This window comes from uncultured Acinetobacter sp., assembly GCF_947624825.1.
In the GTDB taxonomy this organism is placed as follows: Bacteria; Pseudomonadota; Gammaproteobacteria; order Pseudomonadales; family Moraxellaceae; genus Acinetobacter.
Genome location: NZ_CANQLZ010000020.1, coordinates 1 through 14,091, shown reverse-complemented (window position 1 = coordinate 14,091; position 14,091 = coordinate 1). Strand labels below are relative to the sequence as shown.

13 protein-coding genes, 4 tRNA genes and 1 pseudogene are annotated in these 14,091 nt (G+C 41.6%); 8 read left to right on the top strand and 10 right to left on the bottom strand.

Translation table 11 applies throughout. From position 1 onward, the window contains the following. Positions 1-199: 199 nt before the first annotated feature. Entirely contained in the window at positions 200-721 is a 522-nt protein-coding gene (locus Q0017_RS06335) for a hypothetical protein (RefSeq protein ID WP_298144188.1), read from the top strand. 32 nt (positions 722-753) lie between these two features. Here the strand turns inward: Q0017_RS06335 and Q0017_RS06330 are convergent, their stop codons facing one another. Continuing rightward, entirely contained in the window at positions 754-1,293 is a 540-nt protein-coding gene (locus Q0017_RS06330) for a DOMON-like domain-containing protein (protein ID WP_298144185.1), read from the bottom strand. Positions 1,294-1,303: 10 nt separating this feature from the next. Continuing rightward, complete coding sequence (gene yhbY / locus Q0017_RS06325; protein WP_298144183.1) at positions 1,304-1,627, bottom strand: ribosome assembly RNA-binding protein YhbY; 324 nt, start codon at positions 1,625-1,627, stop codon at positions 1,304-1,306. A 195-nt stretch (positions 1,628-1,822) separates the two neighbouring features. Between yhbY and rlmE the strand changes: the two genes are divergently transcribed. From rlmE to Q0017_RS06305, 4 genes are all read left to right on the top strand, one after another. Then, positions 1,823-2,473 carry a 23S rRNA (uridine(2552)-2'-O)-methyltransferase RlmE gene (gene rlmE / locus Q0017_RS06320; protein ID WP_297422525.1) on the top strand — a complete coding sequence of 217 codons (651 nt, stop codon included), beginning with the start codon at positions 1,823-1,825 and terminating at the stop codon, positions 2,471-2,473. Positions 2,474-2,609: 136 nt separating this feature from the next. Next, complete coding sequence (ftsH, locus tag Q0017_RS06315) at positions 2,610-4,505, top strand: ATP-dependent zinc metalloprotease FtsH (RefSeq protein ID WP_298144179.1); 1,896 nt, start codon at positions 2,610-2,612, stop codon at positions 4,503-4,505. A 75-nt stretch (positions 4,506-4,580) separates the two neighbouring features. Beyond that, complete coding sequence (gene folP / locus Q0017_RS06310; protein ID WP_298144177.1) at positions 4,581-5,435, top strand: dihydropteroate synthase; 855 nt, start codon at positions 4,581-4,583, stop codon at positions 5,433-5,435. A 58-nt stretch (positions 5,436-5,493) separates the two neighbouring features. Next, positions 5,494-5,808, top strand: a complete 315-nt coding sequence (locus Q0017_RS06305) for a DUF5713 family protein (protein WP_298144174.1) — start codon at positions 5,494-5,496, stop codon at positions 5,806-5,808. A gap of 100 nt (positions 5,809-5,908) precedes the next feature. Here the strand turns inward: Q0017_RS06305 and Q0017_RS06300 are convergent. The 5 genes from Q0017_RS06300 to Q0017_RS06280 form a co-directional block, all read right to left on the bottom strand. Continuing rightward, positions 5,909-5,994, bottom strand: a tRNA-Leu gene (locus tag Q0017_RS06300). 70 nt (positions 5,995-6,064) lie between these two features. Then, a tRNA-Leu gene (locus Q0017_RS06295) sits at positions 6,065-6,150 on the bottom strand. Positions 6,151-6,260: 110 nt separating this feature from the next. Further along, the gene (locus Q0017_RS06290) at positions 6,261-6,983 is read right to left on the bottom strand and encodes a hypothetical protein (protein ID WP_298144171.1); all 723 of its coding nucleotides are present in this window, start codon (positions 6,981-6,983) and stop codon (positions 6,261-6,263) included. A gap of 115 nt (positions 6,984-7,098) precedes the next feature. Then, positions 7,099-7,184 (bottom strand) — tRNA-Leu (locus Q0017_RS06285). 10 nt (positions 7,185-7,194) lie between these two features. Next, positions 7,195-7,268, bottom strand: a tRNA-Cys gene (locus Q0017_RS06280). A 154-nt stretch (positions 7,269-7,422) separates the two neighbouring features. Between Q0017_RS06280 and folD the strand changes: the two genes are divergently transcribed. Beyond that, complete coding sequence (folD, locus tag Q0017_RS06275) at positions 7,423-8,271, top strand: bifunctional methylenetetrahydrofolate dehydrogenase/methenyltetrahydrofolate cyclohydrolase FolD (protein WP_298144168.1); 849 nt, start codon at positions 7,423-7,425, stop codon at positions 8,269-8,271. Positions 8,272-8,491: 220 nt separating this feature from the next. Next, a complete protein-coding gene (locus Q0017_RS06270; protein WP_298144166.1) occupies positions 8,492-9,160 on the top strand; it encodes a methyltransferase in 669 nt (222 codons plus the stop codon). A gap of 6 nt (positions 9,161-9,166) precedes the next feature. Here Q0017_RS06270 and Q0017_RS06265 read toward each other — a convergent pair whose 3' ends face one another. The 3 genes from Q0017_RS06265 to Q0017_RS06255 form a co-directional block, all read right to left on the bottom strand. After that, on the bottom strand, positions 9,167-9,595 hold the full coding sequence (locus Q0017_RS06265; RefSeq protein WP_298144164.1) for a hypothetical protein: 429 nt from the start codon (positions 9,593-9,595) through the stop codon (positions 9,167-9,169). A gap of 91 nt (positions 9,596-9,686) precedes the next feature. Beyond that, entirely contained in the window at positions 9,687-11,006 is a 1,320-nt protein-coding gene (locus Q0017_RS06260; protein WP_298144162.1) for an MFS transporter, read from the bottom strand. A 305-nt stretch (positions 11,007-11,311) separates the two neighbouring features. Beyond that, positions 11,312-13,141 carry a phosphoenolpyruvate carboxykinase (GTP) gene (locus Q0017_RS06255; RefSeq protein ID WP_298144160.1) on the bottom strand — a complete coding sequence of 610 codons (1,830 nt, stop codon included), beginning with the start codon at positions 13,139-13,141 and terminating at the stop codon, positions 11,312-11,314. Between the two features lie 412 nt (positions 13,142-13,553). On the opposite strand from Q0017_RS06255, the pseudogene Q0017_RS06250 reads away from it, so the two are divergent. Next, a pseudogene (locus Q0017_RS06250) lies at positions 13,554-14,012 on the top strand (diacylglycerol kinase family protein); the annotation flags it as partial. Positions 14,013-14,091 lie beyond the last annotated feature (79 nt).

Genomic DNA, 14,091 nt, shown 5'->3' with positions numbered 1-14,091 from the left:
ATACGCCCTAAACAGGCTAAAGTCTATTTTGTTTTAGCGCAATATGTAATATAAATGCCTTGCTTTTTACTCAAAAGTCTGTTTGTTGAACAAGCTTAAAAAAATGTAAGCATTTTAGAATTGTCTAACAAATCAAAACTTAAATTTTATCAATTTGGATTAAGCTCCACCCATCATAAACAAAAAACAGGAACAAAAAATGAACGATACAGCCAAAACCCCAACACCAAAAACAGTGCTGAAAGATACTGCTGAAAAGCTTGATCAAAAGCTGCAAGAGGGCAAAGAAAAAACCACGACCAAAGTTGAGCCAAGTGCCAATAAAGTCACTGCTAAAGCCACACAAGCAGAAGTTGAAACTCAAGCGGCATCAGCTCAACCATTAGAGCCTATAGCAGAAGAAGAAGTTGCAAAGCCTGCCACAGTGCAAGAGAAAATTGCTCAGCTTAAACAAGACCTATTACAGCGTTTGGAGGATCTTAAAGGTTTAAAAGGGGCTGACTTGTCTGAGATTAGCGCATTTGTAAAAGCTGAGTTTAATGCTGTGATTGAAGACTTATCTAAATTGGGTAAAGAGCTTAAACAAGATGTCAGTGAAATTTCACTTAAACATAAAGAGCAACTCACCGAAACTCTAAAGCGCTCTAAAGAACACACTTTAGAGGCTTTGAGTAAATCGTCAAAATCTGAAGCTAAAGATGACAGTAAGCCTCAAGCTTAAGCCATAAAAAAAGTGAGCGTTAAGCTCACTTTTTAAAATACATGTAACCAATCGCGCTTGTTGTGGAAATCGGCTTGTGCACCGCTATGTTGCATAGCATAAAGCTGTTGACCTTGCGTGGTCTGCATCACTGCAGTCAGACCAATAAAGAGATCTTGCCACTTGAGTTTATGTTTGAGCATAAATTCAGTTAAGTCCAAGCTCACATTTAAGCCATAATGCGTGCGCTTTAAGCTATTGAGCTCAATGTCTGTTGCAACTTGAGGAGGCATATCTTCAGGATAACGATATTCCTCAAATTGATAGGCTTGCCATGCTTCACTTGGGGATAGATTAATTTCGCGGTAATAATCTTCGCCTTTCACCCCAATAAAAATCTCATAGCAAGTGTCTTGCCAAAGATAATCTTGACGCACCAAACCTGCCACAGGCGTAGGCCAAATGATCCATTGATTTGGGTCACGTAACCAAAAACCCACATTTAAGGTGTATGGGCTTAAACTCTCAATGGCACCTACAATCGAAATTGCTTCAAAACGACGTTCAAAGGCGCAAAGTTCGTAACTTGCCATCTGTTAAAAATTAGTTCGACAAATGTGCATGACGCACAAGATTAGATAATTTTTGGTTTTGTTTTGGTGCTTTTTTATAAAGCAACACAATTTTACCAATGGTTTGTACAATTTGCGATTCAGTTGCTTGCGCAATTTCTTCAATTAATGCTGCACGTGCTTCACGATCTTCTGCAACAATTTTAACTTTGATCAGTTCATGGTCATTTAAAGCACGGTTTGTTTCTTCAATGACATTCTCAGTTAACCCTTGACCGCCAAGCATCACCACTGGATTGAGTGCGTGACCAATTTGACGTAAACGTTTGCGTTCCTGAATAGATAAAGCCGCCATGAAATATAACCTAATTTTAAAAACGGCTTAGTATAGCAAATTACACAATCAAACGCTGTAAAAACTGTATAAATAATCGATCTTGTTAATAGGAAAAATCAGCCAAATGGCGCGATTTAGATACACTTGTCTACTGCAAAAAGCGTGTTTTTCACGTACAATGAAAGATTAGAAGTTTTTTGTATTTAGAGAGTTATGGCGACGCGCATTACCAACCAAAAATTATCGAAAAGTAGTCGTGATTGGATGCGAGAGCATCTTGATGATCCTTTTGTCAAACGAGCACAAAAGGAAGGTTATCGTGCACGCGCAGCGTATAAACTTCTTGAAATTCAAGAAAAATATAAAATGATCAAGCCGGGTATGATCGTGGTTGATCTAGGCGCGGCGCCGGGTAGTTGGTCACAAATTGCGGGCAAATTAGTAGGCGATAAGGGTTTATTAATTGCCTCTGATATTTTACCGATGGATGCACTGCCTGATGTGACCTTCTTACAAGGTGATTTCCGTGAAGAAGAAGTATTTGAAAAATTGTTAGAAATTTTAGATGGTCGTACTGTAGACGTTGTAATTTCTGATATGGCCCCCAATACATCAGGAAACAAGGCTGTTGATCAACCCCGTCAAATTTATTTATGCGAATTAGCACTCGACTTTGCCACCAAAGTACTTGGTCCTAAGGGACAATTCTTGGTTAAAGTGTTCCAAGGCTCAGGTTTTGATGAGTTCCGTAAACAAGTTGTCGATAACTTTGATGTATTAAAGACGGCAAAACCTGCGGCATCACGCGCACGCTCAAAAGAAGTTTTCTTGTTGGGTCAAGGGCGTAAGAAAGCGTTTAAATAAACAAAGTCTACTTGCCAAGCCGTTAAAAATTGTGCATTTTGTACTTTTTTAACTTTGACAGCTGATCTTCAGCGAAACCTTTAGGATCACACCCGCTTCGGGCATGATCAAATTAGATTGATATGGGAATAAAGCTTTGAGCGATCTCTTCAAGAATGCCGTATTGTGGCTGGTGATACTTGGCGTACTGATTCTGATTTTTAGTAATATCAGTAGCAGTGACAAGCCGACAGCGATGAACTATTCAGAGTTTGTTGCTGCGGTGGATGCTGGCCAAATTAAGCAAGTGACAATTGATGGCGAAAGAATTAGTGGCGAAAAGACCAATGGTACTCAGTTTGAGAGTATTCGCCCAGCGGTCCAAGACCCTGAACTGATGCCAAGCCTGATTGAGAAAAACGTGATTGTTGAAGGTACTGCGCCTGCACGTCAAGGTTTATTGATGCAACTTCTCATTGCAAGTTTCCCTGTACTTTTAATCATTTTGTTATTCATGTTCTTTATGCGCAACATGGGTGGTGGTGCAGGTGGTAAAAACGGCCCAATGAGTTTTGGTAAATCTAAAGCAAAAATGCTGACCGAAGACCAAATCAAAGTAACATTTACCGATGTGGCTGGTTGTGATGAAGCCAAACAAGAAGTGGTTGAAATTGTTGATTTCTTAAAAGACCCTTCAAAATTTAAGCGTTTAGGTGCGACGATTCCAAAAGGCGTACTGATGGTTGGTCCTCCAGGTACAGGTAAAACTTTACTGGCTAAAGCGATTGCTGGCGAAGCCAAAGTGCCGTTTTTTAGTATTTCAGGTTCTGACTTCGTCGAGATGTTTGTCGGCGTGGGTGCATCTCGTGTACGTGACATGTTTGAACAAGCCAAACGCCATGCGCCATGTATTATCTTTATTGATGAGATTGATGCTGTTGGTCGTCACCGTGGTTCAGGTACAGGTGGTGGTAACGATGAACGTGAGCAAACTTTAAACCAAATGCTGGTTGAAATGGATGGCTTTGAAGGCAATGAAGGTATTATTGTCATTGCTGCCACTAACCGTGCTGATGTATTGGATAAAGCTTTATTACGTCCTGGTCGTTTTGACCGTCAAGTGATGGTGGGTTTACCCGACATTAAAGGTCGTGAGCAAATCTTAAATGTACATTTAAGAAAGTTACCTTCTACAACAGGTGTAGATGTTAAAGTTCTTGCACGTGGTACACCGGGCTTCTCAGGTGCACAATTAGCCAACCTTGTAAACGAAGCTGCATTATTTGCTGCACGTCGTAACAAGAACACCGTTGATATGCATGACTTTGAAGATGCTAAAGACAAGCTATACATGGGTCCTGAGCGTAAATCGATGGTGATTCGTGAAGAAGAACGTCGTGCTACAGCTTACCATGAAGCAGGTCATGCCATTGTGGCTGAAATTTTGCCGGGCACTGACCCTGTACATAAAGTGACAATCATGCCGCGCGGTTGGGCATTGGGTGTGACTTGGCAGTTGCCAGAGCATGACCAAACCAGTCACTACAAAGACAAAATGTTAAATGAACTTTCAATTTTATTTGGCGGTCGTATTGCTGAAGAAGTGTTCATTAACCAAATGTCGACGGGTGCTTCAAATGACTTTGAACGTGCAACCAAAATGGCACGTGCGATGGTCACCAAATATGGTATGTCGGACAAGATGGGTGTAATGGTCTATGAAGATGATTCACAACAATCATTTATGGGCAGTTTAGGCAGTCGCACCATTTCTGAAGCGACTCAGCTTGAAATTGACCGTGAAATCCGTCGCATTTTGGATGACCAATATAAAGTTGCACGCGATATTTTAGAAAACAATAAAGATATCGCGCATGCAATGGTGAAAGCATTACTTGAATGGGAAACCATTGATCGTGATCAAATTCGTGACATTATGGAAGGCCGTGAGCCACAGCCACCAAAGGTGTATGTTGCGGAGAATCCAGTGCTCGATGTAACGCCAACAGAGGCGCCAACGACACCACCGCCATTGCCAAGTGCAAATAGCTAAGAAAAAGAGCCTCAATTGAGGCTCTTTTTTTATATCTCACTGTTAGAATAAGGCGCTGAAAATAAGGAGAGCGCTATGCAATTAATGCCTTTACCACAACGTACATGGACCTTTGGTGATTTGACATTAGACTTGTCGCAACCACAGGTGATGGGGATTTTGAACGTTACCCCAGACTCATTTAGTGATGGTGGTCAGCATCATGCTCAAGCAGCAGCTGTACAACGTGCTTTGCAGATGATTGAAGAGGGTGCAACAGTCATTGATATTGGTGGCGAGTCTACGCGTCCTGGCGCAAGTGTGGTGGAGTTGCAAGAAGAGATTGACCGCGTCGTACCTGTGGTTGAAGCTTTGGCGCAATATCCTGTGGTGTTATCAATTGATACTTCACAACCTCAAGTGATTCAAGCTGCTGTGCAAGCAGGTGCACATATTTGGAATGATGTACGTGCTTTAACGCGCCCACAAGCGTTACAAACTGCTGCTGCTTTAAATATCCCTGTCATTATTATGCATATGCGTGGTGAACCGACCACTATGAATGATTTGGCGCACTATAACAACGTGACTGAAGATGTAATACAAGAATTACAGCAGCGTATTGATGTGGCTTTGGCTGCAGGGATATTGCCACACAACATTATGATTGACCCAGGCTTTGGTTTTGCTAAAGATGCCGAACACAATTTTAAACTACTCAATGAATTATATCGTTTAAATGCTTTGGGGTATCCAATGTTGTCGGGCTTATCGCGTAAACGTTTTATTGGTGAAGCTTTAGGAGGGGTAGACGCCAAGCAGCGAGTTGTTGGTTCAGTGGCAGGGCATTTGCTTAGTGTGCAACAAGGCGCATCGTTAGTACGTGCCCATGATGTACGTGCCACAGTAGACGCACTTAAAGTTTGGCAACGTATGATGCAGATTTGTTGATTAGGTCAAATTATGTTATACAAGCTCGCTTTAGAGTATTGAGTGTATAGAGTACTGTATGTTTACAGATTTACTTCTCCCCATGTTTGATGATGAATATTATCCAGATATCCTTGTTGCTGAAGTGAAGCAATTGGTTGAACAGTTTGGCAAGAAAATTGCCAAAGGTAATTTGTCTGAAACTGAAGTGTATGCTTTGGCACAGTTGACTGTGGTGGAATTAAATAAAATGAAACCCCAGTTTGAGGATTTGGATTCAAGCTTAGATGATACAGCCGCAGATTATATTGCCGAAGCCATGATGATGGTGGCGCAAGATCACGGTTATATGGATCTTGAGATGGAAGAGCTGGTGTCTAATCGCGAATGGTAGTCTAGCGATTGCCCTGTGATGAACAGGGCTTTTTTATAGGCATAAAAAAACCAGCTTATCGCTGGGTTCTTTATTTACACCATCTTCAGTAGAAGAAGAATGGTGCCCGAGGCCAGACTCGAACTGGCACGCTTTGTGGGCGGGGGATTTTAAATCCCCTGTGTCTACCGATTTCACCACTCGGGCTTTTTTCGTTCAATTTTTTTGCAAGAATTTTTCAACTCTTAGCGCACCATTTTAATGAACGACTTTAAAATGGTGCCCGAGGCCAGACTCGAACTGGCACGCTTTGTGGGCGGGGGATTTTAAATCCCCTGTGTCTACCGATTTCACCACTCGGGCATGAGCGCCATATTAAAGAACTATTTTTTATATGGCAAGCGTTGTTTGAGTTATTTGCTATATTTTTAAGCAAATCATGTGTTTGTGTTTAATAAAAGCACGATTTTAGCTTACATTAAGCTATCTAAGTACTTTTCAATGTCGATGTGTTTATATTTTTTGCACAACTCATGCTCGTATTTATACAGCTCTAAATGCAAGCTCAAATAATATTGCATTTGCAAACTTTGTAATTTGGCTTGTTGAGAGCCTTTTTTGAGCAAGCGATAACGCCATTTGGCCAATAGGGTCTGTTTATAACTCCAAAAGCTGGCGCGACGAATCTGCTGCAAAATATAGTACTCTTGGCTTGTGGTGTGTTCACGAAACAAGTTTTCTTTATAGATCCGCACAAAACCAAAACTTATGGCAAAGAACAATAAGAGATACAGCATGAGCATGCTATCGAGATACAACATATTGAGTGCTTGTAACAGCACCAATACCGTTAATTTAATTGGTGCATGTTTTTGTTGCTGATAAAACGAATGCGAGCTGTGTTTGGCTTGCTTTAAAATTAAAGGCACATACAGCATAAACAACAGCATCAGACTTAAGCTTGCTAAATGCGCGGCTTGTAGTACATAGCCTAAGTTGCTGATATAGGTTTTAACTAAAATATAAAAGGGGATAAAAATGAGTGCACCGAGCAACCAAGGAATCAGTTCCTTAAGCTCATCTAACATGCCTTTGGTTTTAATTGCGCTATAGAGGAGAAATTGAGCACGGAATGCTTGAGGGTGTTTTTTTTGCAGTTCTTGTAAATAATGCAAAGGGTTGGGGGTAGACCGCATAGTGTCCAACTAACAAAAAATAAGAACTAATATAATCGAGTTTATAAATTTTAGGCATAAAAAAACCAGCTTATCGCTGGGTTCTTTATTTACACCATCTTCAGTAGTAGAAGAATGGTGCCCGAGGCCAGACTCGAACTGGCACGCTTTGTGGGCGGGGGATTTTAAATCCCCTGTGTCTACCGATTTCACCACTCGGGCTTAACAAGATTGGAGGCGGAGGTCGGAATCGAACCGGCGTACACGGAGTTGCAGTCCGCTGCATGACCACTCTGCCACCCCGCCACGTCTTGTTGATGCGTATATTAGCAACTCTGAAAAAAAACGCAATAGGGGATATTGCACGAATGCTTATAAAACGTACATATAACGAAAAAAACTGAAAAATATCATGTATTATGTGCAAAATTGATTCATATCAACACTTGGGAGAAGTGCCGTGGCATTAGTTTTAGACGGTCGTGCATTAGCGAAGCAAATTGAAGCTGACTTGTTAACACGCGTAGAAGCGTTAAAAGCAAAATCAGGTCGTACGCCAATCCTTGCCACTATTTTAGTGGGTGACGATGGCGCATCTGCCACTTATGTACGTATGAAAGGCAATGCATGTCGCCGCGTGGGTATGGATTCTTTGAAAGTTGAACTTCCAAAGGAAACCACCACGGAACAATTATTGGCTGAAATTGAAAAATTAAATGCCAATCCAGATGTTCACGGCATTTTGTTACAACATCCAGTGCCAGCGCAAATTGATGAACGTGCGTGTTTTGATGCAATTTCATTGGCAAAAGACGTAGATGGCGTAACGTGCTTAGGTTATGGTCGTATGGCCATGGGTGAAGCGGCTTATGGTTCAGCAACTCCGGCTGGCATTATGACTATCTTAAAAGAAAACAACATTGAAATTGCAGGCAAACATGCTGTTGTGGTCGGTCGTTCTGCAATTTTGGGTAAACCAATGGCGGCAATGCTGCTTGAAGCCAATGCAACAGTGACCATTTGCCACTCACGTACTCAAGATTTAGCAAGCTTTGTTAAACAAGCCGATATTATTGTGGGTGCAGTAGGTAAAGCTGAATTAATTCAAAAAGATTGGATTAAGCAAGGTGCAGTTGTGGTTGATGCTGGTTTCCATCCACGTGATGGTGGTGGTGTAGGTGATATTCAATTACAAGGTATTGAAGATATTGCCTCTGCTTATACTCCAGTGCCAGGTGGTGTTGGTCCAATGACCATTACAACTTTGATTCGTCAAACTGTAGAAGCCGCTGAAAAAGCTTTAGGTTAAAAGTTAAATCGTCATCACCTAGTTTTAGTGTTGTGACGATCAATGACATTGACCGATTGGTTGCTTTTGTTACGGCAAAAGCAGCCAAAATGACGATCATGAGTAAAATCTATTTATCTTTAAATTTTTCCTCCCCGCAGTACATTGTCACCGATTTGGTAGTCTATCCGATGTGATGGATAGCGTTTCATCCAGATATTTTTGTATCAAGGCTTTTTCCATGAGCTGTACTTTGCAATTTCCTCAAGCCCCAAAAAATCTGCTTCAAGCCTTGCATGCCGTGATTCCACAGTGTCAGTTGCAAGCCCAACAATTGCCCAACACCCCCATCTCGTTATGGCTGATTCCACCGGTATTTCCAACAGACAAACTTGATGATGATGTGATTCGACGGATTTGGAACGATACACCATATTGGATTTTTTGTTGGGCCTCTGGTTTGGCGATGGCACAGTGGTTATTGACAGAGCCACAGCATGTTAAAGAAAAAGTGGTACTTGATTTTGGTGCAGGTTCAGGAGTGGTTGCAATTGCTGCAAAAATGGCAGGTGCAAAACGGGTGATTTGTTGTGATATTGACCCTATCAGTTTAGGTGCCTGCCGCGCCAATGCAGCGCTGAATGGGGTTGAACTTGAGTATTTAGCGGATTTATATCAGGCCGAGCAAGTGGATGTGTTGCTGGCCGCTGATGTGCTGTATGACCAATCTAACCGTTTTTTCTTAGATGAATTTTTAAAATTTGCACCCGAAGTATGGGTTGCAGACAGCCGTGTAAAGAATTTTAGCCATCTGCAATATCAAAAGCTCGATGAACGTAGCGCCACCACATGGCCAGATTTAGATGAATCACCTGAGTTTCGCAACGTCAGCTTTTATAAGACCTTGTAAGCGTCTTTAGCGCGTACAGCTATAACGTACCACGTGCAAGGTGCTTGGACGCGCTTCTAGCGCCTGTCGGGTGGCATAGTCTTGATCACTGTGTAAGTCTTTGGTGTTACTCAAACCAAAAGTGGTGCGTGTGTTGCCAATTTGACGACCATAGCTGTCATTTTGGTTTTGAGGATTGGCAATTTCTTGAATACTCAGGACTTTGATTTGGTATTGTTGCTTATGACCGAGCACTTTTTGGCATGCTGCTTGTAGTTTATTGGCATCTAATTGCTGATTTTGACGCCCTGCTAGGGTATAAGTCAATGTCGCAGTGTGATCGGTTTGAGATTCAATTTCATAACCTGTCGAGCCATTATAGTTTTGCGGTATGCTCTGACAAGCACCAAGCGTCAGTACGCCAGTCACTGCTAAAAATTTATAAATATTGTGCATATATTATTCCATATTCAATCATTATTGGGCCATTGCATCATAAAGAAAAAGCGCCATAAGGTGGCGCTTTTTTGCATGTGATTGAGAAATATCAGTTGTCGGTAATCATGGAATGCTTTTTGGTGTCTTTCATAAAAATATAAGTCACGAGTGAAATACCAATCATAAAGGTAATGTAGTAGAAGAAATAATGCTCGTATCCGGCATTTTTAAAGCTCAGGGCAATCAGTTCTGCCGTACCCCCAAATAAGGTATTGGCAATGGCATAGGGTAATGCCACCCCAAGAGCACGAATATGTGCCGGGAATAATTCAGCCTTAACTACAGCATTAATGGCGGTATAGCCTGAAACAATCAACATACCACTCATACACAACATAAATGCAGTAAATACACTTGAGGTATTGGCAAGTCCATTAAAAATAGGAATGGTAAAGGCCACACCGAGTACCCCAAAGGCAATCATAATCGGTTTACGACCAATACGGTCGGACAATGCACCAATCACGGGTTGAATCAGCATAAAAATAAAAATTGCTGCCGTGGTGATCTCAGTTGCTGTGGTTTTTTCAAAGCCTGAAGTATTGACTAAGTATTTTTGTAAATAGGTGGTAAAGGTATTAAAAGCAAGAGTACCACCTGCGGTCAATGAAATCACCGTAAATGCCGCTTTAGGATGTTTGGTAAATAATTCGAGCGCACTTGATTTTGGGCCACCCTCAGCGGCTTGTTTTTGTGCCTGTTTAGAGGATTCACTTTCCACCAAACCACGACGAATCCAAAACACCACCACTGCCAATATCGCACCAATAAAAAATGGAATACGCCAACCCCAGTCACTTAAAGCAGCTTCGCTCATGGTACGTTGCAACACAATTAAGGTACATAGTGCTAAAAGCTGACCAGAAATTAAGGTCACATATTGAAAACTTGAAAAAAAGCCACGATGATTTTTACCTGCCATTTCACTTAAATATGTGGCACTCGAGCCGTATTCGCCCCCAACACTTAAACCTTGTAATAAACGCGCCAACAATAAAATGGCAGGAGCAAGCATGCCAGCGCTGTCATAGGTTGGTGCACAGGCAATCATCAATGAGCCTAAACACATTAAAGACACTGAAAGTGACAAGCCCGCTTTTCGTCCTTTACGGTCGGCATAAATGCCCATGACCCAAGCCCCAATTGGACGCATTAAAAAGCCTAAAGCAAACACTGCAGCTGCTTGTAGTAATTTAACCGTGTCATCGCCTTCAGGGAAAAAACGTGGTGCAAAATATAAAGTGAAAGCGGCATACACATACCAGTCGTACCATTCAACTAAGTTGCCTGCAGAACCACCAATAATGGATTTGACCCGGGTTTTACGATCAATGGTAACGGGTGTTGAATCAGGCGTAGCTTGGCTCATAGATTATCCTTAATGATTAAAATCAATGGTCTATGCCCCTGATACGACCATTAATAAAGTTATTATGATGTGATGAAATTATTGTGCTGATGAAAAACAGGGCATCCGTTAAAAATGAGCTTAAACCTTAAATTAAAATCAATAAAATGATTAAAACTGAGTAAAAGTCCAAGTTTTATTGTCTTTATTAATGAAGTGGTATTGTTTTAGCGCAGCTGAGGATAGATCTTAAAGGTGTAGCTTTATTTTAGTGCGGCTATAAAAAAAGGCCGCTTACGCGACCTTTTTTTGAATTAAATGTGCAATTAAGCAGATTTAACCGCAGCAATCAATTCTGCTTGACGCGCTTTTAACGCTTCAGGCATACGATCACCTAATTTTTCAAACAATTCAGTGTGGCTTTCAAGTTCTTTGATCCATTGATCTTTGTCTTGAGAAGTTACAAGGTCAAACTGTTCTTTAGTGAAATCAGAACCAGTCCAGTTCAACTGTTCGTAAGTTGGAACTAAACCAATTGGCGTTTCAACAGCAGTTGCACGACCTTCACAACGGTCAATGATCCACTCAAGAACACGCATGTTTTGACCAAAACCTGGCCATACGAAGTTGCCTTCAGCATCACGACGGAACCAGTTCACGTTATAGATACCAGGAAGCTTGTTGCCAGCTGCAGCAGCTTTCGCGCCAACTTGCTCGCCCATTTCTAGCCAATGCGTGAAGTAATCTGCCATGTTGTAACCAGCAAATGGAAGCATTGCAAACGGGTCACGACGAACGATACCTTGTTGACCAACAGCAGCAGCAGTAGTTTCAGAGCCCATAGTCGCAGCTTTGTAAACACCATCAACCCAGTCAAACGCTTCTGAAATTAGAGGCACTGTGTCTGCACGGCGACCACCGAAGATGAACGCAGAAATTGGAACACCTGCTGGATTTTCCCAGTCAGCGTCAATTGACGGACATTGACCCGCAGCAACTGTGAAACGAGCGTTTGGATGCGCAGCTTTTTCTTCGCCAGTGTGTGGTTGACCTTTCCAGTTTGTAAGGTTAGCAGGTGCTTCTTTAGTAAGACCTTCCCACCAAACTTCACCGTTGTCAGATACTGCAACGTTGGTATAGATCACATCTTTTGTTAATGTCGCCATACAGTTCGGGTTGGTCTTGGTATTTGTACCAGGCGCTACACCGAAGAAACCAGCTTCTGGGTTGATTGCATATAAACGACCATCTTCACCTGGTTTGATCCAAGCAATATCGTCACCTACAGTTTCAATCTTCCAACCTTCGTAACCTGCTGGTGGAATCAACATTGCGAAGTTTGTTTTACCACACGCAGATGGGAATGCCGCTGCGATGTAGTGTTTTTCGCCTTGTGGGTTTGTTACGCCAAGGATCAGCATGTGTTCAGCTAACCAACCTTGCTCACGACCCATGTAAGATGCAATACGTAATGCTAGGCATTTTTTACCCAACAATGCGTTACCGCCATAACCTGAACCGTAAGACCAAATTTCACGCGTTTCTGGATAATGAACGATCCATTTGTCTGGGTTACAAGGCCAAGCAACGTCTTTTTGACCTTCTGCTAAAGGCGCGCCAACAGTGTGTACGCAAGGTACATAGTCACCGTCAGTACCTAAAACGTCATATACTGCTTTACCCATACGTGCCATTTTAGACATGCTCACAGCCACATAAGGAGAGTCAGTTAACTCAATACCAATATGCGCAATATGAGAACCTAAAGGACCCATAGAGAAAGGCACAACGTACAAAGTACGACCTTTCATTGAACCGTCAAATAAACCGTTAAGACGCGCACGCATTTCAGCTGGAGCTTCCCAGTTGTTGGTTGCGCCGGCATCTTCTTTGTTTTCTGAACAGATGTAAGTACGACCTTCAACACGAGCAACGTCAGAAGGGTCAGAGTTTGCAAGGTAAGAACCAGGGTGTGTTTCTTGGTTAAGTGCTTGCATGGTGCCGTTAGCGATCATCAAGTCGATATAACGTTGATACTCTTCTGGGCTACCGTCACACCATTCGATTTTTGCAGGTTTGGTTAATTGTGCAATTTCTTCTACCCATGCAATAAGCTTAGGGTGACGAACGAATGCTGGTGCGTTCACTTGGGTCATGGTGAGGCCTATCTCAAATATGTACAAAGTGTACAAAAATTACAGTTCGAATCTGTGCTAGCACACAAATTGAACTCAATATGAAAAAAAGTGGCGCTATTAAAGCACAAAATGGCGAAAAAAATAAGACTAAAGCATAGACCTGAAATATTTTGCATACGCAGGATTTATTCATTAATTGCTTTATAAAACAATTGCTTACAATTTTAAAGGCACTAATTAAGGTGAATTTTACTTTTTTATGCTTGGTATTTATTTATATTATTTTTTTAAAAAACAGTGATTTACAGTCATTTATTTAATCAATTTCATGATTGATTAAATAAATGATGCTGATTTAAATTTTACATAAAGCCACTTTTTTTTAAGGTTTAATTGCTTAAAAGTCAAGCAAAAATGGGTGGAAAAACCAATGCCAGATGCCAGCGTACCACTTTCGATCATCTATAATCCTAAGTCAGGCTTTCATGCCAACCAACAAGATGCCCTCTACAAACAGCTGATAAGCTTATGGTCAGAAGCTGGCTTTAACGTTCAAAGTTTTGCCATGAATCATGAGGTGGATTTTCACCAAATGATGGCACAGGTATTAAGCCGTCATCAAAGCATATCACATGGCGTAGTGGTTGCCGCAGGTGGAGATGGTACTTTAAATGCAGTGGCGTCTTATCTGATTCATACCTCCATTCCGATGGGTATTTTGCCTTTAGGCACCTTTAATTATGTAGCGCGTGTGTTAAATATCCCTTTAGATTTAATGGAAGCAGCCCATGTGATTGCCCAAGGTCACATGAGTCAAGTGCATGTGGCGCGAGTGAACCAACATATCTATTTAAATAATGCAAGCTTGGGTCTATATCCCTTATTTATTCAGGCTCTACGGAATAAGTGGTGGAAAGCTTAATCACTTTCCACTGGCAAATATTCATCATTTGAGTTGAAAGCATATT

Bases quoted from the DNA above. Each gene is read 5' to 3' on its own strand.
- Q0017_RS06335 (WP_298144188.1), top strand. From the start codon at position 200: ATGAACGATACAGCCAAAACCCCAACACCAAAAACAGTGCTGAAAGAT.
- Q0017_RS06330 (WP_298144185.1), bottom strand. From the start codon at position 1,293: ATGGCAAGTTACGAACTTTGCGCCTTTGAACGTCGTTTTGAAGCAATT.
- yhbY (WP_298144183.1), bottom strand. From the start codon at position 1,627: ATGGCGGCTTTATCTATTCAGGAACGCAAACGTTTACGTCAAATTGGT.
- rlmE (WP_297422525.1), top strand. From the start codon at position 1,823: ATGGCGACGCGCATTACCAACCAAAAATTATCGAAAAGTAGTCGTGAT.
- folP (WP_298144177.1), top strand. From the start codon at position 4,581: ATGCAATTAATGCCTTTACCACAACGTACATGGACCTTTGGTGATTTG.
- Q0017_RS06305 (WP_298144174.1), top strand. From the start codon at position 5,494: ATGTTTACAGATTTACTTCTCCCCATGTTTGATGATGAATATTATCCA.
- Q0017_RS06290 (WP_298144171.1), bottom strand. From the start codon at position 6,983: ATGCGGTCTACCCCCAACCCTTTGCATTATTTACAAGAACTGCAAAAA.
- Q0017_RS06270 (WP_298144166.1), top strand. From the start codon at position 8,492: ATGAGCTGTACTTTGCAATTTCCTCAAGCCCCAAAAAATCTGCTTCAA.
- Q0017_RS06265 (WP_298144164.1), bottom strand. From the start codon at position 9,595: ATGCACAATATTTATAAATTTTTAGCAGTGACTGGCGTACTGACGCTT.
- Q0017_RS06260 (WP_298144162.1), bottom strand. From the start codon at position 11,006: ATGAGCCAAGCTACGCCTGATTCAACACCCGTTACCATTGATCGTAAA.
- Q0017_RS06255 (WP_298144160.1), bottom strand. From the start codon at position 13,141: ATGACCCAAGTGAACGCACCAGCATTCGTTCGTCACCCTAAGCTTATT.